Here is a 19,792-nt window from a genome sequence, read left to right on the forward strand (position 1 = left end):
GGCCAAGAGGTATTTGGCTCGGGGCGTTTTTTTTGCCTGTGGAACCTCTGGGCAGCGCGGCGAGTCTTTGTTTTAACCCTTCAAGGAGCGCTTCGTATGGACTTCATCCGCATCATCATCGCGATCATTCTGCCGCCACTGGGGGTGTTCCTTCAGGTCGGCTTCGGTGGGGCGTTCTGGCTGAACATTCTGCTGACGCTGCTGGGGTACATCCCGGGGATCGTGCATGCGGTGTACATCATCGCCAAGCGTTAGAGCCATACCTCTGTAGGAGCCGGCTCGCCGGCTCCTACAGAGGGGGCGTCTTTTCAGCCAGCACCTGGCAATAGAACTTCCACTCCTCCTCCAGCGCATGGGCCAGGTTCGCCGCCTGGCGAAAGCCATGGCGCTCACCCTGGTAAAAATGCCCGACCGCCTCGATACCGTTGGCCTTTAACGCGGCCAGCATCGAGCGGGTCTGCTCCGGCACCACCACCGCATCCAGCTCGCCCTGGAAGAAGATCACCGGCACGCGAATGTGCTCGGCATGCAGCAGCGGCGTGCGCTGGCGGTAACGCTCGGCATCCTGCACCGGGTCGCCGATCAGCCAGTCGAGGTAGTCGCCTTCGAACTTGTGGGTTGCCCGGCCCAGCGCCAGCGGATCGCTGACGCCATACAGGCTGGCGCCGGCGCGGAACACATCGTGGAAGGCCAGGGCGCAGAGGGTGGTGTAGCCACCGGCACTGCCGCCGCGAATGAAGGCTTTGCCCGGGTCGATCAACCCTTGCCCGGCCAGGTGGTTCACCACCGCGCAGGCATCCTCCACGTCGGCTTCGCCCCAGCGCAGGTGCAGCGCCTGGCGATAGGCACGGCCATAGCCGCTACTGCCGCGGTAGTTGAGGTCGGCCACGGCGAAGCCGCGCTGCGTCCAGTACTGGATGCGCGGGTCGAGCACCGGGTAGCAGGCCGAGGTGGGGCCGCCGTGGATGAACAGCACCAGTGGCGATGGGCCCTTGCCGGCCATGGCCGGGTAGAAGAAACCATGGGCCTCGCCATCACCGCTGGGGTAGCGCAGCGGCTGCGGCTGGCTGATACGTGCGGCTGGCAGCACTTCAGCGCCGCCAGCAAGGATGCTGACTGCGTGGCTGTACCGGTCGATGGCGATAACGGCTGGCGGGCTGATGGGCGAGGCGGCGATGGCGTAAAGCTGGTCGGCGTCCATCGCCAGGCTGCGAAAGCGGGTGTAGGCGCTGGCGTAGCGTGCCATTTCGCCGTCACTTGTGCGCAGGCCCAACTGGCCGAAGCCGTTCTCGAACCAGCTGGCCAGGTAGCTTGCCGGGCCCAAGGGCAGCCAGGTGCTGGCGCCCAGTTGCCAAGGCGCCGCGGCGTGGTCGGCGGCTGCGGCGGGCAGGGCCTGCCAGTGGCCATCGACTTCACCCCAGGGCTGCCAGTGGCCGTTGCGGTCGGACAGGCAGTACAGCCGGCCGGCTGCATCGAAGCGGGGTTGTTGCAGTGACTCGTCAGCACCGGCTATGCAGCGTGCCGGGCCCCAGCCTTCGCCAGCGCGCTCGCGGCACATCAGGCGGGTGACGGTCCACGGCTGCGCTGGGCGGTCCCATTCGACCCAGGCCAGGCGCTGGCCATCCGGGCTGAGGGTTGGCGAGGCGTAAAAGTCCGCACCTTCAGCCAGCACCTGGCTCACGCCGTCGGCCAATGCCACCAGGCGGTGCTCCACCTGTTCTGTGTGGCGCTCCTCGACCATCAGCAGCATGCCGTCGTGCCACTGCAGGTCGCCGTAGCGGCAGGCGCTGTCGCAGGTCACGGGGGTGGGGGCCGAGCCGTCCAGTGCCTGGGTGTACACCTGCTGATCCTTTTCGTTGACGAACAACAGCCCGTCGCCGCCCAGGCAAAAGCTGCCGCCGCCGTATTCGTACACCCGGCTGCGCACGCTGAAGCCCTCGGGGGTGAGGCAGCGGGCCTGGTGATAGAGCCAGTGCCAGATGCGGCAGGCGCCGTCGGCGGGGCGGAATTCGACCCAGAACAGGCCATCGATGCTGACCTTCAGTTCGGCGAAGTCGGTACCGGCGGCCACCGCCTGGGCGGCGCTGAACTCAGCCACGGGCGATGACCTGGGAATTGCGTTCGTTGCGGAAGGTCATCTGCTCGATCTTGAGCGTGGCGTGTTCGGCCTCTTCGCGGGCCTTGAGGATGATGCCGTGGTCCGGCGACTTGCCGCACACCGGGTCCGCCTTGCTGGCGTCGCCGGTGAGCATGAAGGCCTGGCAGCGGCAGCCGCCGAAGTCCTTTTCTTTTTCGTCGCACGAGCGGCACGGCTCGGGCATCCAGTCGAAACCGCGGAAGCGGTTGAAGCCGAAAGAGTCGTACCAGATGTGCTGCAGGTCGTGGTCGCGCACGTTGGGGAACTGCACCGGCAACTGGCGCGCACCATGGCAGGGCAGGGCGGTGCCGTCGGGGGTGATGGTCAGGAACAGGCTGCCCCAGCCGTTCATGCAGGCCTTGGGGCGCTCCTCGTAGTAGTCCGGGGTGACGAAGATCAGCTTGCAGGCGCTGCCGGCGGCCTTGAGCTTTTCGCGGTACTGGTTGGTGATGTGCTCGGCCCGCTCCAGTTGTTCGCGGGTTGGTAACAGGCCCAACCGGTTGAGGTGCGCCCAGCCGTAGAACTGGCAGGTGGCGAGCTCGACGAAGTCGGCTTCTAGGGCAATGCACAGCTCGATGATGCGGTCGATCTTGTCGATGTTGTGCCGGTGGGTGACGAAGTTCAGCACCATGGGGTAGCCATGGGCTTTGACCGCCCGGGCCATCTCCAGCTTTTGCGCGAAGGCCTTTTTCGAGCCGGCCAGCAGGTTGTTCACCTGCTCGTCGCTGGCCTGGAAGCTGATCTGGATATGGTCCAGCCCGGCTTGCTTGAAGGCGGCGATCTTCTGCTCGGTGAGGCCGATGCCAGAGGTGATCAGGTTGGTGTAGTAGCCCAGGCGCCGGGCTTCGCCGATCAGTTCGGCGAGGTCCTGGCGCACCAGCGGCTCGCCGCCGGAAAAGCCGATTTGCGCGGCGCCCATTTCACGGGCTTGGGCCATTACCTTGAACCACTGTTCGGTGCTCAGTTCCTTGCCCTGTTTGGCGAAGTCCAGGGGGTTGGAGCAGTACGGGCATTGCAGCGGGCAGCGGTAGGTGAGTTCGGCCAGCAGCCACAGCGGCAGGCCGACCGGCGCCTCAGGCGAGGCTGATCCAGTGTTCGGCACGGGCCACCTCCATGAATTGCTCGATGTCATCGCCGACTTCGGGCACGTCGGGGAATTGCTGTTGCAGCGCATCGATGATCGCCGCGACGCTGCGCTGGCCGTCGATCAGCCCGCCGATCAGGCCGGCGCTGTCGTTGAGCTTGATCATGCCTTCGGGGTACAGCAGCACGTGGCCTTTTTGTGCCGGTTCGTACTGGAAGCGATAGCCGGGGCGCCAGTTGGGTGTGAGGTTGCGGTCGAAACTCATAGGGCGATCCCCTTGTGCCATACCCGTTGATCGGTGACGGTGTGATAAGGCGGGCGGTTCAGCTCGTAGGCCATGCTCATGGCGTCGAGCATGCTCCACAGGATATCCAGCTTGAACTGCAGGATTTCCAGCATACGCTCCTGGCCCGCGCGGGTGGTGTAGTGCTGCAGGGTGATCGCCAGGCCGTGCTCCACGTCACGTCGTGCCTGGCCCAGGCGGGTGCGGAAGTACTCGTAGCCGGCCGGGTCGATCCACGGGTAGTGCTGCGGCCAGCTGTCCAGGCGCGACTGGTGAATTTGCGGGGCGAACAGTTCGGTCAGCGAACTGCTGGCCGCCTCCTGCCAGCTGGCGCGGCGGGCGAAGTTGACGTAGGCGTCCACCGCAAAGCGCACGCCGGGCAGCACCAGCTCTTGGCTGCGCAACTGGTCGGGGTCCAGGCCCACGGCCTGGCCCAGGCGCAGCCAGGCTTCGATGCCACCGTCCTCGCCGGGGGCGCCGTCGTGGTCGAGCAGGCGCTGGATCCACTCGCGGCGGATTTCGCGGTCCGGGCAGTTGGCCAGGATCGCGGCATCCTTCAGCGGGATGTTGACCTGGTAGTAGAAGCGGTTGGCCACCCAGCCCTGGATTTGCTCGCGGCTGGCGCGGCCTTCGTACATCGCCACGTGGTAGGGGTGGTGGATGTGGTAGAAGGCGCCCTTGGCGCGCAGGGCCTGCTCGAATTCGGCAGGGGACAGGGGCATTGCATCGCTCATGGGGGGCTCCTGTGAGGGGTGGTTGTGCAAGGGCAGCCTTTACAACTCGATACTCATGCCGTCGAAGGCCACTTCCACACCCCGGCGCTGCACCTCGGCCCGCTCGGGCGAGTCTTCATCGAGGATCGGGTTGGTGTTGTTGATGTGGATAAGCACCTTGCGCTGGCGCGCGAAGCCGTCCAGCACCTCGAGCATGCCGCCTGGGCCGTTCTGTGCCAGGTGGCCCATTTCGCGGCCGGTGCGGGTGCCGACGCCGCGGCGCTGCATCTCGTCATCCTCCCACAGGGTGCCGTCCACCAGCAGGCAGTCGGCGCCGTGCATCATCGCCAGCAGCTTGTCGTCCACCTGGCCCAGGCCCGGGGCGTAGAACAGCTTGCCGCCGGTGCGGGTGTCCTCCACCAGCAGGCCGAGGTTGTCGCCCGGGTGCGGGTCGAAGCGGTGCGGCGAGTAGGGCGGCGCGGCGCTGCGCAGCGGGAAGGGGGTGAAACGCAGGTTGGGGCAGGCGTCGATGACGAAGCTGCCTTCAAGCTCGATGCGGTTCCACTCAAGGCCGCCGTTCCAGTGGCTGAGCATGTTGAACAGCGGAAAACCGGTGGTCAGGTCCTGGTGGACCATGTCGGTGCACCACACCTTGTGCGGGCAACCTTCACGCAGGCTGAGCAGGCCGGTGGTGTGGTCGATCTGGCTGTCCAGCAGCACGATGGCGTCGATGCCGGTATCACGCAGGGCGCGGGCCGGTTGCATCGGGGCAAAGGCCTGCAACTGGGCGCGGATATCCGGCGAGGCGTTGCACAAGATCCAGTGCTCGCCGTCGTCGGAAAGCGCGATGGACGACTGGGTGCGGGCCGTGGCGCGCAGGGTGCCGTCGCGGTAACCCTTGCAGTTGACGCAGTTGCAGTTCCACTGCGGGAACCCGCCACCGGCGGCAGAGCCGAGAATCTGGATGTGCATGGCCACTCTCTATCTATGCAATTAACCGTAACTGAAAACAAAAACGCCCCGGCGGGCCGAGGCGTTGAACCGCAGAACGGCTGATCAGCGGTTGGCGAAGTACATGGTGACTTCGAAGCCGATACGCAGGTCGGTGTAAGCAGGTTTGGTCCACATGGGATGTCTCCTTCCGGATGGGGTGGGTTGAACAACTGTTCATTGGGTACCGCCTGGTGCAGGAGGTTCCCTGAAAGGGGTTGCGCTATCTTACAAGAATTATTTGTACTAAAAGGTTAATTCTTCGAAAAGCGCTGTTACGTTTCAGGTAACAATCCACCTGCACCTACTGCCAGCGAGCTTCCGGTGCTGCGGCATTGGCCAGGCAGAGCCAGCCGTGGCGGGCGCTGATCAGTTGCTGCAACAAAACGTCCAGAGAGTGCTGCTCGACTTTCAGAATAGACCAGCGTGTGTAGGAAAGGTCCGAATTGTGTTTCGCGATATGCGCCTGCCACAGCCATTCGCTGACCTCGGCATTGGCCATGGCGTTTTCGTCGAACTGCTCGGCCAGTTGCTGGCGCGCCGTGGCGTTCAGGCGTACGCCTTGCTGCAGCAGTTCGAGCACATGGTCGAGGATCTGCCTGTGGCTGGCGTGGGGCGACTGCACGCCGAACAGCAGCCCGCCAACCCCTTCGACCTGACGAAAGGCACTGAACACCGCATAGCCCAGTTGCAGCTCGACCCGCAGGCGCTGATACACAGGCCCTTGCAGCAGGTGCGCAAGCAGGCGCCCGGCAGCTTGCAAGGCCTCTGGCAGCGGGCAGAACAGCAGCAGCGCCGCTTCGCTGGCCGAGGTATCGACCTGCCTCCAGTGCTTGCCCCGCAAGGGCGGTGGCGGGGCGAGGTTGCCCGGCTGGCCCATGATGCCTTGCAGCGCGGCGCCCAGTGCGCCGAGCTGGCTGCTGTCGAAGCCACTCGCCAGGCCTCGCCAGCGGGCATGCTGCCAAAGGCTGTCAAGCAAGGGTTGCTCGAGCAGGCAGGCGGGTTGTGGGTGCTTATCAACAGGTTGCAGGGCGCCCGGCAGTGCCTTGAGCAATGCCCTGAGCGGGATCAGCGCTGGTTCGGTGGCAAGGGGGGCATGCCAGTGTTCGGTGGCCGGGCAGCGCAGTAGCGCGAGCGCCTCGTGCACAGCCTTGATTACCGGCTCGGGTTGCCCGGCGATACGCAATTGCCAGAATTGCCCGACGCAGCTCAGCCCCAGTTGCAGCGAGGCCCGCTCGGCACGCGCCTGCAGTGGCTGCAGGGCGCGTTCGAGTATCGGCCAGAAGCGTGCGCGCAGCGGCGAACTGACTTGCCAGCGCAGGTACAGCGCGGCGAACTGGCGGGTGGCGGGCACATCGCCGCTGACCGTCAGGGCGGCTGGCAACGCGGCGGCTGCCGTGCTGAGGGTGTTGTCCAGCAGGGGCTCATCCGCTGGCAGCTGCCACTGGCCTGAGTGGGTGTGGGGCAGGCCGTCCAGTAATGCGTCAAGCGCCGCCAGGCTTTGCGAGCCCGGCCCGTCGAAGGTTTGGCCGGCGCTGTCGCGGCGCGCCAGCTCCAGGGCGCTGGCGGTTTGTTCCTGGCGCTGTTGCAGGCGGGCGTAGCTGTGGTTGAGGCGTTGGTGATCTTGCTGGCGCAAGAAACCCAACCAGCCATACAGCAGCGCGTGGGCCTGGTCACGGTTGGCGGCCTCGGCCAGTTGCAGCTTGAGGTGCCACAGCAACTGCCCGGCGTGGGCATGCAGCAGTTGCGCCTTGCAGTCACGCAGCCAGCCGCGCTGGCGCAGTTCGGCCAGCCAGGTGCCGGCACGGGTGTCGGTGAGGTGGCTGAGCAGCAGGCCCAGGGCCTGCTCGGCGCCGGCTGGCAGGCCGTCATGGGCGAACAATTGGTCGTCACCCTGGGCGGGCGCCAATGGCTGGTCGAGCAGTGGTGGCGGGGCTTGTTGCGCAACCCGCTGCCCTTTGACGAACAGCGCGGCGAACTGCCGGCCGAGCTGTTCCAGTTGTTCCACAGGTTGCGGGCCGGCCAGGCTCAGGATGATCTGCCCGCCGTGGTAGAAGCCTTGGTGAAATTGCGTCAGGGCTTGCTGGAAGGCGGGGTTGCCCAGCGCCAGGCTGTAGCGGTTGCCGGCATGAAAGGCGCTGAGCGGGTGACGTGGCGATACCCGTTGCAGCAGGGCGAACTGCTGTTGCGCTTCGGGGTTGCGTGACCAGGCGATGAACTCGGCATGGATCACCTCCCGTTCGCGGCGCTGACGGGCAAGCCCCAGGTCCGGTTCGGCGAGCATCTGGCACAAGCGCTGCAGGCCACCGGCGAGGGCGGCGGTGGGCACTTCGAAGAAGTAGTCGGTGGTGCGTTCGCGGGTGCTGGCATTGACCTGGCCGCCGAGGCCCTGCACGTAGCGCATCAGGCCGTCTTCCAAGGGAAAGCGCGGGGTGCCGAGGAAGACCAGGTGTTCGAGAAAGTGGGCCAGGCCCGGCCAGTTGGGCGGCGCGTCGTGGCTGCCGGCGTGTACCCGCAGGGCCGCAGCGGCGCGCTTCAGGCGCGGGGCGTGGCGCAGGGTGAGGTGCAGGCCGTTGGGCAGGGTGAGGTGCTTGAGGGTGTCGGGCATGGGGCAATGCTAGCGCGGTATGGCGGGGTTGTCTGTGCCGGCCCCATCGCGGGGCAAGCCCGCTCCCACGGTACCGCGCTTGCGGTTCAGGTTTTGTGAGGGTGCAAATCGGTGCGCAGGTCCGCCAGGTACGGGAACGCCAGGCGACCCTTGAGCATTTGCTCATGCTCAAGGTCCGCCAGCAACTGGCATTCTTCGCGCCCGGCCATCGCCAGCAGGCTGCCGTCCGGCCCGACGATGCTGCTCTGCCCGCAGTAGTGGATATCCCCTTCGCTGGCGCAGTAGTTGGCGTACACCAGGTAGCACTGGTTCTCTTGCGCCCGCGAGCGCACGGTCACCTGGCAGACGAAGTCGTAAGGGGTCATGTTGGCGGTCGGCACCAGAATCAGCTCGGCGCCGGCCAGGGCCAGGCGCCGGGCGTTCTCGGGGAACTCGATGTCGTAGCAGATCAGCAGGCCGACCTTCCAGCCATCCAGCTCGACCACCGGGAAGTGGTCGGCGCCTGGGCTGAACATGGCGCGGTCGAGCTCACCGAACAGGTGGGTCTTGCGGTAGTTGCACAGGCTGCGGCCGTGGGCGTCGATCAGTTGCACGCTGTTGTACAGCGCACCGTCGTCGCCGCGCTCGGGGTAGCCGTAGGCGATGGCGATGCGCTGCGCCTGGGCGATCTGCACCACGCGCATGGCTGCCGGGCCATCGCTGGCCTCGGCCAGGCGGCTGGCTTGCTCCAGGCCGATGTTGTAACCGCTGAGGAACATCTCCGGGCACACCAGCAGTTGTGCGCCGCGGCCGGCGGCCAGCTCGGCCTGGCGTTGCAGGCGTTCGAGGTTGCCGGGCACATCCAGCGGGCCGGGGGTGCCTTGGTACAGGGCGATGCGCATGTTGCTGCTCCTTCGCTCAGTCGGCCAGGGCGATGGGGCCGATGTCGTGGAACACATCGCCCGGGCCTGGGTTGTCCGGGTGGGTGTGGCCACCGAAGTGGTTGATGATACCCCACACCGCATTCAGCGAGGTCTGCACCGCGCCTTCGACCCAGGCTGGGGTCCACGACACGTCGTCGCCGGCGATGAACATGCCGCGCTGTTCGGCGGGCATGTCCTGCTGCATGAAGTGCGCGTACATGCGCTGGTTGTAGCGGTAGTGGCCCGGCAGCGCACCTTTGAAGGCGCCGAGAAAATGCGGGTCGGCCTCCCACGAGATGGTGATCGGGTCGCCGATGATGTGCCCGGCGATATCGGTTTTCGGGTAGATCTTCTTCAGCGCGTCTAGGGCCAGTTGCACGCGCTTTTCGGTGGGGTGCGGGAGCATTTTCAGGGCGTCGCTCATCCAGGCGTAGGACAGGCAGATGACCCCGGGCTTGTCGTCGCCGTTGTCGAACAGGTAGGTGCCGCGGGTGAGGCGGTCGGTGAGGGTCATGCTCAGCAGGTCGCGGCCGGTTTGCGGGTCTTTGTCCTTCCAGAACGGCCGGTCGACCATGACGAAGGTTTTCGACGACTGCATGTAGCGGGTGCGGTCCAGGGCCATCCACATCTTTTGCGAGAACAGCGCTTCCTCGCAGTCGATCTGGGTGGTCAGCAGCCAGCTCTGGCAGGTGGTGAGCACCGCCGCGTAATGGCGCACATCGCCGTAGTTATCGGTGACTGCCAGGCGCCCGTCGCTGGCGCGGGCGATGCGCTTGACCCCGGTGCGCGGCGCGCCGCCATGCAGGCCGCTGAGGCTGGTGCCGGCCGGCCAGTGGGCGCAGTGTTGCGGCACATGGCGCCAGATGCCCTGGGGCACCTGCTCGACGCCACCGACCACCAGGTGCTGGTGGTCGTCGCAGTTGGTCATCACCACGCGGAAGATTTCCAGCATCGAGTTGGGGAAGTCCGAGTCCCAGCCGCCAGTGCCGAAGCCCACCTGGCCGAACACCTCACGGTGCTGGAAGCTCAGCTTGGCGAACGAACGCGAGGTGGCGACGAAATCGTAGAAAGTGCGGTCGTCCCACAGCGGCACCAGTTTGTTCCACAGCTCCTTGAGGCGTGGCACATCGCGATCGCGGATGGCCTGCTGGATGTCGCCGAACTGCGCGCCGCTCTCCAGGGCGTCGGCCCAGGCCTCGGCCACTTCGTGGAACAGTTGCGGCAGGTCGGCGGCTTTCTCGGCGTAGTAGGTCTGGCCTTCGAGGTCGATCACCGTGCTGCCCGAGGCCGGGGTCAGCGGGTTGGGGAAGGGCTTGGTCTGAAGGCCCAGCTTGTCGACGTAGTGATAGAAGGCGGTGGACGATACCGGGAAACGCATGCCGCCCAGTTCGGCGACGATGCCGTCGGTGCCGTTGAAGGCCTGCGAGCGCAGCCGGCCGCCCAGCTTGGAGGCCTCGTACACCACGGGCTTGAGGCCCAGCTTCATCAGCTCGTAGGCCGCCACCAGCCCGGCGATGCCGCCCCCGACGATGGCCACTTCTTCGCCGTGCCGTTCGGCGGGGATGCTACCCAGGCCGGCAGGGTGTTCAAGCCAGTCGTCGAAGGCGAAGGGGAAGTCCGGGCCGAAGATGGTGATCGGCTTTTTACCGTCGGCGGGGTGGCGGTTGTTCTTGTTCATGGGGTGACCTTGCCAGAGGGGCTGCGCTGCGGGCGGAGCCTGAGTATAGGAAATGCCTGGCGGTCATTTTAGGGAGCGGGGCGTTCGTAAATAAGATGCAGAGTGTGGTCGATTTGCCTTGTATGTGGTCATTAAGTATAGGGTTTAGGTAGATATGACGATTCAGGTCAAAGTAGCCAGGTGATCTACGGTCTGCGGGTATTTCTGCACCAGGCGAATCAGCGCTATGGCCTGGGCATTGGGCTGCGAGCGACCTTGTTCCCAGTTTTCCAGGGTGCGTACGTTGGTGCGCAGGTAAGCGGCGAACACCGCGCGTGACATGTTCAGGCGCTGGCGCAGTTCGATCAATTCATTCGGGGCCAGGGGGGCCAGTTCTGCGAAGCTGACCTTGTGCGAGCGCAGGGTGAGCTTGCCGGTGCGCTCGCCGGCGAGAGCGTCGAAGCCTTCGGTGAGCTCAGTGAAGATGTTGCGTGGCATTGTTTGTTCTCCTCAGGTACTCGCATTCGAGCAGTTGCTTCAGGGCTTGGCGTTGCGGTGGGCTCAGGTCGTCCCGGATTTGCTTGCCGTACAGCGTGAACAGCCAGAACTGCTGGCCGGCTGTCCACCAGTAGTAGATGACCCGGGTGCCGCCTCGCTTTCCCTTATGGCGGTGCGCATCTGCGAAACGTAACTTTCTCAGGCCGCCCGTACCCTTGATCAGGTCACCAGCATGCGGATGCAGCAGTAACAGCCGTTGCAGCAGCCTGAAATCTTCGTCGTCCAGATACTGGGGGCGATAGCGCTCGAAAGCGGGCAATTCAACAAATCGGGCATCCATGCTGTGTACGTTACCTGCGTATATTTTAGGTGGAATAGACGGTCCGTCAATGGGGCGGACAGAGCTGGGCCTAAATGGGATTGGCAGGTAGTACGGGGGTGGGGAGAGTTGCCGGATATGTCGCTAAACAGAAGGTTCTTGAGGTTCCTGAGGTACTAGAAGGGCTTAAAGCAGCAGGCTGAGTGTTGGCCGCTGCTTCTTTCCTACAGACCCGGCGCAAACTAAGAATTGTCTTACGCAGCCTGTCGCCAGTGCTCATGGAGGGCCTGGTTTAAGCAATGGTATGCAGTCAGCCCGGCTGCCCCCGGTCCACCTTGCTGCTGAGGATGATCGAGGTGGTGGTCTTCTCCACCCCCTCCAGGCTGCCGATCTGGTCGAGCAACTGGTCCAGTTGCTCCGGCGAGTCGCTGTGCAGCCAGGCTACATAATCGAACTCGCCACTGACTGCACACAGTTGCTGCACCTGGCCCATGGCGCTGAGGTGGCGCACGATCTCCTTGCCCGAGCGCGGCTGCGCCTTTATGCCGACATAGGCCTGCAGGCCGCCGCCGATCAGGCGCTGGCCCAGGCGTACGCCGTAGCCGGTGATGACCTTGTGCCGCTCCAGGCGCTCCAGGCGCGAGTTCACCGTGGTGCGGGCGATGCCCAGCTGGCGGGCAAGGGTGGCGACGCTTTCGCGGGCGTTGATCTGCAGCAGGGCGATCAACTGGCGGTCGATGTCGTCGAGGGCGATGGTGGAGGTGGCCGGCATGGTAGGTCCCTTGGGTCGAGCCGCTAGCCTATTGAACCCCGGCCGGGCTGCGCAAGGCCTGGCCGGCACTGGCTTTCCGCCGGCGAGGCGGTACGATAGCGCCCAGCTGCAATCGGGCAGCCCGGACGATGGCAGGGTGAAAGACACATGAGTCTCAAGGACTGGTACTGGCGGCGCTGGATCCGCCAACACGGCTGCAAGGTCAGCACCGGCGTTTCGGCGTTCGGCAAGCGCGCCCGGCTGACGCTGGAGGGCGATGTGCGCCTGGGTGACGTGCAGGTGAGCGTGGCCACCCTCGAGGTATCGATTGGCGCCAACACCTACATGCGCAGTGGCGGGTCGTTGCAGGTGGTCGGTTCGATCGGCCGCTATTGCTCGATCGGCAGCGGCGTGGTGATCGGCCAGGAGAAACACGCCCACCCCACCGACTGGCTGAGCACCCACCCGTTCCAGTTCACCGGCACCCAGTGGCAGTACGAGCCGCCGAGCCGCCCGGCCCGGGTGGGGCATGACGTGTGGATCGGCGAGGGCGCGATGATCATGGAGGGTGTCGAGGTAGGCACCGGCGCGATCATTGCCACCCGTGCCTTGGTGACCCGCGATGTGCCGCCCTATGCGGTGGTGGCCGGGTTCCCGGCCAAGGTGATGCGCTACCGCTACCCTGAAGACATGATCGAACGCCTGCTGGCATCGCGCTGGTGGGAGAAGGACACCCGGCAATTGCTCGAGCTGCCGCTGAACGACCCGGCGGCCTGCCTTGAGCGCATCGATGCGCTGGAGCAGGCGCAGTACGCACGTATCGAGATTTCGCGGCGGGGCGGGAAGGTGTTGGCGTAGAAGGTAAGCGAGTTGCTGGGCGGCTTGGCAGCTATCGTTGGGCGTTAGGCTACACGCATCCCGCAGCGCTGTTTGGTGCCTGTAGGAGCGGCTTTAGCCGCGAACACCGGCAAAGCCGGTGCCATCCACCGCAGTGCCTGCTTCGCGGCTAAAGCCGCTCCCACAGGGACCGCATAGGCTTCAGGCAAGTGTTGCCCCTGTAGCAGCCGGCTTGCCGGCGATGGGCTCGGTACAGCCAACAGACACTTGCTGCCCCTCGCTGTGATGCATTTGCAAAATTCATTTCTCCGGGGCTTGAGTGCCTTTAACCGCGAGCACCGGCGCAGCCGGTGCCATGCATCGCCGTTATGCGGTAAGCCGGGTTCAACGCGAGGCGCTGGTCTGCCCGGCCGCTGCCGTGCAAGGCGAAGCGCTGCTTCCCGACAGGCTAGCCAGCTGGTCCATCATCTGGTTGCCCTTCTCGACCTTCTGCGCGCTTTCGGCTGCCTTCACCCGCTGTGCGTAGGTGGTCGAATCGCCGCTCAGGTTCTGCTTGGTCTCCAGTACCGAGTTGGCGATGCTGAGCAGGCTGCGCCCGGTGGAGATCAGATTGTCGCTGGCCGATGGTGTGCAGGGCGAGTTGGCGTTGGCCGCCTGAGTGCTGCCAAAACCTTGCTGCTGCCCGCCAGGCGCTACGCAACCGCCAAGCGCGGCCAGCAGGGGTGCAACGAGCAGAGCCCCGATCATTCCCTTGGTGTTCATGTGACGTTCCCTCGGATGCTGGGCTTCGACCCGGTGCCGAAGCAGTGCACGGGATTCTGGGGCGGTGCCGCGAGGGAGAAAATAGGACGGGTGTGCTAAAGGCACATTGCCTGTGTGCCGATGGCGCAGGGGCCAGAAACGCAAAAGCCGCGCAATAGCGCGGCTTTTTGGTTGTTGCTGGGCCCACACGGGCTCGAACCGTGGACCAAAGGACCATGAATTGCCTGGAGACGCTGCAAACCCAGTGAACCGCCAGTGAATTGTTTTTGTGATCAAGGTTGTTGCAAGGTGGCAATTACACACCTAAGATGCCCGCCTTCTCTCACCCGACAGCAAAGGAGGTACATCATGCAACAGTCGATCACCCTTTGCAGGTCGCGCCTGGCTTGAACGCATTCGCCGCTACTGGTTAGCGGTACCGCAACGCCCGGCCTCTGGCCTGCCAATCCGAACATTTTTTTGTTTCAACCCATCAGGATTGGACTATGGGCACTTGCATTCGCAATTTGTCCGACGGCGCCGTATTGGTTGCTGCGGACGATACCTGGATCGAAGGAAAAGCGATCCAACAACTCGAAACCACCGCTCGCCTAAGGGGCATGCATCGGGTGGCCGGCATGCCGGACCTGCATCCGGGGCGTGGCTATCCGGTCGGCGCGGCATTCTTTTGCGTGGGGCGTTTGTACCCGGCGCTGGTCGGCAATGACATCGGCTGTGGCATGGCGCTGTGGCGCACGGACATCCCGACCGCCAAGCTGCATCTGGACAAGCTGGAGAAACGCCTTGGCAACCTCGACCTGCCGCTCGACGAGACGTGGCAGGAGGCCGTCGCCAGCTTCGGTTTGCCTGCCACTGGGCACGAGCGCTCTCTCGGCACCATTGGTGGTGGAAACCACTTCGCCGAGCTGCAGCAACTCGATGCAAGCTACGACGATGCGGCCCTGGCAGCCTTGGGCGTCGAGCGCAAACACCTGCTGTTGCTGGTGCACAGCGGCTCGCGTGGTTTGGGCGAGGCGATCTTGCGTGAGCAGGTCGACCTGTTCGGTCATCACGGGCTGGAGGCGGGCAGCGAGACCAGCACTCATTACCTGGGCCGGCACGACGGCGCGCTGCGTTTTGCCGAAGCCAACCGTCAGTTGATTGCCCGGCGCATGCTCGACCGCCTGCGCGGCGATGGCGATGTACTGCTCGACATCAACCACAACCTTGTGTCGCCAGCGCAGGTCGACGGGCTCGATGGTTGGCTGCATCGCAAAGGCGCCACACCGTCGGATCAGGGGGCTGTGGTGATCCCTGGTTCGCGCGGCGACTACAGCTATTTGGTACAGCCGATCGCCGACGAGCGCAGCCTGTTGTCCCTGGCCCATGGCGCCGGACGCAAATGGATGCGCAGCGAGTGCAAGGACCGCCTCGCCTCGCGCTACAGCGTCGAGCAACTGAGTCGTACGGCACTAGGCAGCCGCGTGATCTGCGCCGACCGGGCGCTGATCTACGAGGAAGCGCCGGAGGCCTACAAGGCTATCGACTCGGTGGTGGGTGCCTTGCGTGAAGCGGGGTTGGTTCGCGTGCTGGCACGACTGAAACCGGTGCTCACCTACAAGACGCGCGGAGGGTGCTGCTGATGATTCTGCTGCAACTCTCGGCGGCTCAGGGGCCGGAAGAATGTGCCCTGGCAGTGGCCCAGGCATTGCTCAGGCTGCAGGCCGAAGCGGATGCCCAGGCCGTGGCGGTACGGGTACTCGAAGAAGAGCCGGGGCCGCGGCGCGGTACCTTGCGCTCGGTGTTGCTGGCACTGGATGGCGAGCAGGCCGAGCGCCTGGCAGATCACTGGACGGGCTCGCTGCAATGGACGTGCAGCAGCCCCTACCGGCCGGGGCATGCGCGCAAGAACTGGTTCTTTGGGGGCGCACGGTTTGCGCCACCGGCACCGGAATTGGCCAGCGAGATCCACTTCGAGACCTTGCGTTCGTCCGGGCCGGGTGGTCAGCATGTCAACACCACCGACTCGGCAGTGCGTGCCACGCACTTGGCCAGCGGTGTCAGCGTCAAGGTACAGAGCGAGCGTAGCCAGCACGCCAACAAACGCTTGGCGCTGCTGCTCATCGGTCAACGCCTGGCGCAACAGGCAGAGCAGCTCGACAGCGAACTGCGCGCGCAGCGGCGGTTGTTCCATCACCGCATCGAGCGTGGCAATCCACGTCGGGTGTTTCGTGGTGAGCGCTTCGAGCCGGCTGACGAGTAGATTGTGTGCCAATAGTCGCCGAGCAAAAGTCAGGCCGGGCGACGTAGGCGATCCCGCCAAAAACGCAAAAGCCGCGCAATAGCGCGGCTTTTTGGTTTTTGGTGGGCCCACACGGACTCGAACCGTGGACCAAAGGATTATGAGTCCTCTGCTCTAACCGACTGAGCTATAGGCCCTCAGAAGGTGGCCGGATTATAACGATGGTTTCGATACCGTGCCATCTGAAAGATCCGATAGTGCTATGCGCAGGAAGGTTGCGGCGAATTCGGCGGGGGGCAGCGGCAGGCTGACGATGTAGCCCTGGATCTGCTCGCAGCCTTCGGCGGCGAGAAAACGCTGCTGGGCCTGGTTCTCCACGCCCTCGGCGATGATGGTCAATTGCATGCTGCGCCCGAGCGCGATGATGGCGCGGGCGATGGCGGCGTCGTGGGGGTCGTCGGGCAGGCCGCGGATGAACGACTGGTCGATCTTCAGGATGTCCAGCGGCAGGCGCTTGAGGTAGCTGAGCGAAGAATAACCGGTGCCGAAGTCGTCGATGGCCAGCTGCACACCCAGTTGCTTGAGCTGGTGGAGGATCGCCAGGGCCTCTTCGGCCTGGCTCATGATGAAGTTTTCGGTGATCTCCAGTTGCAGGTCGCCGGCCTTGAGCTGGTAGGTCTTGAGCAACTGTTCGATACGTTTGGCCAGGCTGGGCTGGCGCAGCTGGGCGCCGGCCAGGTTGATCGACAGCGGGCCGAAGGCGTGGTACGCGCGCTTCCAGGCGTGCATCTGCCGGCAGGCCTGCTCCAGCACCCAGTCGCCGATCTGCAGGATGCTGCCGTTCTCTTCGGCCAGGTGGATGAACTGCTCGGGCGGCACTTCGCCCAAGCTTGGGTGGGTCCAGCGGATCAGCGCTTCGGCGCCCACCAGGCTTTGGGTCTTGAGGCTGAACTTGGGCTGGAAGTTCAGGCTCAGCTCGTTGCGCTCGATGGCGCGGCGCAGCTCGTGCTCCAGGGCGATGCGCTCGCTGGCCTGGGCGGTGAGGTCGCGGGTGTAGGCTTCGACGCGGTTGCGGCCCTTGGCCTTGGAGCGGTACATGGCGGCGTCGGCATTGCGGATCAGCTCGGCGGTGTCGCTGCCGTCCTGCGGATACAGGCTGATGCCGATGCTGGCGCTGGTGAAGAACTCGTGCTCGCCAGCCTGGAATGGCGCATGGAAGCAGGCCAGCAGTTTGTTGGCGATGGCGCTGGCGTCGCTGGGCTTGTGCAGGCCGGGCAGCAGGATGATGAACTCGTCGCCGCCCAGGCGGGCCACGGTGTCGACGTCGCGTACCTGCTCCTTCAGGCGTTGGGCGATGCCCTTGAGCAGCAGGTCGCCGACCGGGTGGCCGAGGCTGTCGTTGATGTGCTTGAAGCGGTCGAGGTCGAGGAACAGCACCGCGCCCTGGCGGTTGGACAGTTGCGCGCAGCTCAGGGCCGCCTGCAGGCGGTTTTCGAACAGGGTGCGGTTGGGCAGGCCGGTCAGCGGGTCGTGGTGGGCCTGGTAGTCGAGCTTGGCCTGGGCGTGCTTGAGGCTGGAGATGTCGGCGAACACGGCGACGAAGTGGGTGATCTCGCGCTCGTTGTTACGTACCGCGCTGATGGTCAGCCAGCCTGGGTACAGCTCGCCGTTCTTGCGCTTGTTGTAGATTTCGCCCTGCCAGTGGCCTTCGGCGGTGAGCTGGTGCCACATGGCCGCATAAAAGGCGCTGTCGTGCTGGCCGGAGGCGAGCAGGCGCGGGGTTTGTCCGAGGGCTTCGATTTCGCTGTAGCCGGTGATCTCGCTGAAGGCGCGGTTGACCGCGCTGATGCGCTGGTCGGTGTCGGTGATCAGCACGCCTTCGGCGGTGTTCTCGAACACCGTGGCGGCCAGTTGCAGTTTTTCCTGCATCAGGTGGCGCTCGGTGATGTCGCGGGCGATGGTCAGCATGCAGTCCTCGTCACCGATCGGCAGGGGCCGGGCGGAGAGTTCGCACAGGCGTATCTGGCCGTCGCTGCGACGAATATGGCAGCTCAAGTCGCGTACGAAGCCGTCGCGGTGCAGCAGTTCGATCAGTTGCTGGCGCTCGTTGAGGTCGACCCATATGCCTAAGTCCAGCGCGGTCTGGTCGATGCCGGGGCTGATGTCGTAGCCGGTCAGGCGGCGGAAGCCCTCGTTGACCTCCACCAGCATGCCGTCGCGCAGGCGCGACAGCAGCAGGCCATCGGGCGAGGCGTGGAAGGCCTTGGCGAACTTCTCCTCGGAGGTTTGCAACTGCTGCTGGGTTTCCTTGAGCTGGCTGATGTCGCGCACCGCCACTACCAGCGCCAGGGTGCCGTCGAGTTCGAAGGTTTCGACCGAGGTGAGGCCGGTGAACAACTGGCCGTTGCTGCGCCGGAAGGTCATTTCCATGTTGCGGATACCGCCGCGGTGCAGGCGTTCGAGCAGTGCCGGGCCAGTGCCGCCGACGCCCCACAGCCCAAGCTCGGTGGCCGTGCGGCCCAGCACCTGCGCCGGGCTCAGGCCGATCTGCTCCTCGAACGCTTCGTTTACCTCCAGCAGGCAGCCGTCGCTGTGCCGGGCAATGACCAAAATGTCCGGGCATTGCTGGAACACCGAGGCGAACTTCTGCTCGGACAGGCGCAGGGCGCCCTCGGCGTTTTTGGTCTCGCTGATGTCGATCATCAGGCCGCGCATCAGTGGCTTGTGACCGTGCTGGATCATGCTGACGATATTGCGCACCCACAGGCTGTGGCCGTCGGCGCGCAGCACCCGGTAGTCCAGGCTGTGGTCGCGGCCGGCTGCGGTTTCGCTGTCGCAGAAGGCTTGCGCCCACAGCGCATCTTCAGGGTGCAGGATGCTGCGCCAGAAGCCGGGCTTGAGCCACTCGCTCAAGGGGTAGCCGAGCAGGTCCTCGGCGTGGGGCGACACGTAGCTGTAGGTGAAGTCGTTGGCGTCGGCCTCCCAGGCGATTGCCGAGAGGCTTTCGATCAGGCCGCGGTAGTGGTATTCGCTGCTGCGCAGTTCCTGCTCGAGGGCGATGCGCCGGGAAATTTCCGAGCTTAAGCGGCGGTTGATGCGGATCACCACGGCGAGGATGGTCACCAGCAGCAGTATGGCGGGCAGGCCGTACAGCAGCATGTCGTGCCAGAAACTGCGCTGGTCGACCACGTTGCCCACCCAGCGCTGCTGGATATGGCTGATCTCGCCGCTGCTCATGTCGGCCATGACCTTGTCGAGGATGCCGACCAGGATCTTCTGCTCCCGCGGGGCGGCCATGGCCAGCTGGTAGCGGTAGGGCGTCTCGCCGCTGACGTAAAGGCCGTCGAGCTTGAGCTGGCGCAGGCTCCAGATGCTCGAGGCAAGGTCGCCGACCACCGCGTCCACCTCGTCGGTGGCCAGCGCCTGCAGTGCGGAGCTGACGTTGGGCATGGCCACCAGGTTGAGGTCGGGGTGGTGGGTACGCAGTAGCTCGTGGGGTGCGTAGTTCTCCACCACGGCGATCTTCAGGCCGTACAGGTCGTTGAGGTTGCGCGGTTGCGGGCCGCCGGAGTGGGCGAGGATGACGATCGGGAAGTCGAGGTAGGGGCGGGTGAAGGACAGGTAGTTCTGCCGTTCGGGAGTGGACATGATGCCGGGCAGCAGGTCGAGGCCGTTATTGCGCGCCTGCTCGAGCACCTCGGTCCAGCTGCTGGGCTCGACCGGCTTGAGGGTAACCCCCAGCCGCTCCTGTATGAGCGCGATGTAGTCGGCGGCCAATCCCTGGTAGCGACCTTCCTGGTCGCGAAACTCGAACGGCGGCCAAGACGCATCCACGCCCAGGCGCAGTTGCGGGTGGGCAGCCAGCCAGGCTTTTTCTTCGTCAGTCAGGGTCAGCGCGCCGGCGGTCGTGTGCCACAGGCACAGCAACAGCAACAGAAGGGCCGGCATCAGGGGCATAGCGGCCTCTCGATTCAGTGGGTCTGAAAACGAGTGTAGACGGGCCGGCGCTGCCCAGAGCCGTTTCGCAGGC

The 19,792-nt window shown here is 65.0% G+C and carries 18 protein-coding genes and 1 tRNA gene; 4 read left to right on the forward strand and 15 right to left on the reverse strand.

Going from position 1 to position 19,792, the window contains the following annotated elements; all coding sequences use genetic code 11:
- The first annotated feature begins 96 nt into the window (after positions 1-96).
- Positions 97-255, forward strand: a complete 159-nt coding sequence (locus KSS93_RS05260) for a YqaE/Pmp3 family membrane protein (RefSeq protein WP_009681539.1) — start codon at positions 97-99, stop codon at positions 253-255.
- Between the two features lie 34 nt (positions 256-289).
- On the opposite strand, the gene KSS93_RS05265 is transcribed toward KSS93_RS05260, so the two are convergent.
- From KSS93_RS05265 to KSS93_RS05320, 12 genes are all read right to left on the reverse strand, one after another.
- Positions 290-2,098, reverse strand: a complete 1,809-nt coding sequence (locus KSS93_RS05265; protein WP_225917292.1) for a S9 family peptidase — start codon at positions 2,096-2,098, stop codon at positions 290-292.
- Positions 2,091-3,239, reverse strand: a complete 1,149-nt coding sequence (pqqE, locus tag KSS93_RS05270; protein ID WP_217887448.1) for a pyrroloquinoline quinone biosynthesis protein PqqE — start codon at positions 3,237-3,239, stop codon at positions 2,091-2,093. The genes KSS93_RS05265 and pqqE overlap by 8 nt, the downstream gene beginning before the upstream one ends.
- Positions 3,211-3,486 (reverse strand): pyrroloquinoline quinone biosynthesis peptide chaperone PqqD, encoded by a 276-nt coding sequence (gene pqqD, locus KSS93_RS05275; RefSeq protein ID WP_217887449.1) that lies wholly within the window; start codon positions 3,484-3,486, stop codon positions 3,211-3,213. The genes pqqE and pqqD overlap by 29 nt, the downstream gene beginning before the upstream one ends.
- Entirely contained in the window at positions 3,483-4,238 is a 756-nt protein-coding gene (pqqC, locus tag KSS93_RS05280) for a pyrroloquinoline-quinone synthase PqqC (protein WP_217887450.1), read from the reverse strand. The genes pqqD and pqqC overlap by 4 nt, the downstream gene beginning before the upstream one ends.
- A 39-nt stretch (positions 4,239-4,277) precedes the next feature.
- Positions 4,278-5,189: a pyrroloquinoline quinone biosynthesis protein PqqB gene (gene pqqB / locus KSS93_RS05285; RefSeq protein ID WP_217841470.1), complete on the reverse strand. Its 912-nt coding sequence runs from the start codon at positions 5,187-5,189 to the stop codon at positions 4,278-4,280.
- An 84-nt stretch (positions 5,190-5,273) separates the two neighbouring features.
- On the reverse strand, positions 5,274-5,345 hold the full coding sequence (pqqA, locus tag KSS93_RS05290; protein WP_003243383.1) for a pyrroloquinoline quinone precursor peptide PqqA: 72 nt from the start codon (positions 5,343-5,345) through the stop codon (positions 5,274-5,276).
- A 166-nt stretch (positions 5,346-5,511) separates the two neighbouring features.
- A complete protein-coding gene (gene pqqF / locus KSS93_RS05295) occupies positions 5,512-7,815 on the reverse strand; it encodes a pyrroloquinoline quinone biosynthesis protein PqqF (protein ID WP_217887451.1) in 2,304 nt (767 codons plus the stop codon).
- Between the two features lie 86 nt (positions 7,816-7,901).
- Positions 7,902-8,696, reverse strand: a complete 795-nt coding sequence (locus tag KSS93_RS05300; RefSeq protein ID WP_217887452.1) for a carbon-nitrogen hydrolase family protein — start codon at positions 8,694-8,696, stop codon at positions 7,902-7,904.
- A 16-nt stretch (positions 8,697-8,712) separates the two neighbouring features.
- Entirely contained in the window at positions 8,713-10,395 is a 1,683-nt protein-coding gene (locus KSS93_RS05305) for a flavin monoamine oxidase family protein (RefSeq protein ID WP_217887453.1), read from the reverse strand.
- A gap of 162 nt (positions 10,396-10,557) precedes the next feature.
- A complete protein-coding gene (locus tag KSS93_RS05310) occupies positions 10,558-10,872 on the reverse strand; it encodes a helix-turn-helix domain-containing protein (RefSeq protein WP_217887454.1) in 315 nt (104 codons plus the stop codon).
- Complete coding sequence (locus KSS93_RS05315) at positions 10,850-11,212, reverse strand: type II toxin-antitoxin system RelE/ParE family toxin (protein ID WP_217887455.1); 363 nt, start codon at positions 11,210-11,212, stop codon at positions 10,850-10,852. Before KSS93_RS05315 ends, KSS93_RS05310 begins: the two co-directional genes overlap by 23 nt.
- 289 nt (positions 11,213-11,501) lie before the next feature.
- Positions 11,502-11,963, reverse strand: a complete 462-nt coding sequence (locus KSS93_RS05320) for an Lrp/AsnC family transcriptional regulator (protein ID WP_217887456.1) — start codon at positions 11,961-11,963, stop codon at positions 11,502-11,504.
- 147 nt (positions 11,964-12,110) lie between these two features.
- Here KSS93_RS05320 and KSS93_RS05325 point away from each other — a divergent pair, with 147 nt between their 5' ends.
- On the forward strand, positions 12,111-12,800 hold the full coding sequence (locus KSS93_RS05325; RefSeq protein ID WP_217887457.1) for a CatB-related O-acetyltransferase: 690 nt from the start codon (positions 12,111-12,113) through the stop codon (positions 12,798-12,800).
- Positions 12,801-13,163: 363 nt separating this feature from the next.
- Here KSS93_RS05325 and KSS93_RS05330 read toward each other — a convergent pair whose 3' ends face one another.
- Positions 13,164-13,541 carry a hypothetical protein gene (locus tag KSS93_RS05330; protein WP_217887458.1) on the reverse strand — a complete coding sequence of 126 codons (378 nt, stop codon included), beginning with the start codon at positions 13,539-13,541 and terminating at the stop codon, positions 13,164-13,166.
- A gap of 485 nt (positions 13,542-14,026) precedes the next feature.
- Here KSS93_RS05330 and KSS93_RS05335 point away from each other — a divergent pair, with 485 nt between their 5' ends.
- On the forward strand, positions 14,027-15,163 hold the full coding sequence (locus KSS93_RS05335) for an RNA ligase RtcB family protein (RefSeq protein WP_217887459.1): 1,137 nt from the start codon (positions 14,027-14,029) through the stop codon (positions 15,161-15,163).
- Positions 15,163-15,783, forward strand: a complete 621-nt coding sequence (gene prfH, locus KSS93_RS05340; protein WP_217887460.1) for a peptide chain release factor H — start codon at positions 15,163-15,165, stop codon at positions 15,781-15,783. The genes KSS93_RS05335 and prfH overlap by 1 nt, the downstream gene beginning before the upstream one ends.
- A 99-nt stretch (positions 15,784-15,882) precedes the next feature.
- On the opposite strand, the gene KSS93_RS05345 is transcribed toward prfH, so the two are convergent.
- Positions 15,883-15,959: transfer RNA gene (locus tag KSS93_RS05345), tRNA-Ile, on the reverse strand.
- 16 nt (positions 15,960-15,975) lie between these two features.
- The gene (locus tag KSS93_RS05350) at positions 15,976-19,719 is read right to left on the reverse strand and encodes an EAL domain-containing protein (RefSeq protein ID WP_217887461.1); all 3,744 of its coding nucleotides are present in this window, start codon (positions 19,717-19,719) and stop codon (positions 15,976-15,978) included.
- Positions 19,720-19,792 lie beyond the last annotated feature (73 nt).

Origin of the sequence: Pseudomonas xanthosomatis, from assembly GCF_019139835.1 — a bacterium.
GTDB classification, from domain to species: domain Bacteria; phylum Pseudomonadota; class Gammaproteobacteria; order Pseudomonadales; family Pseudomonadaceae; genus Aquipseudomonas; species Aquipseudomonas fakonensis.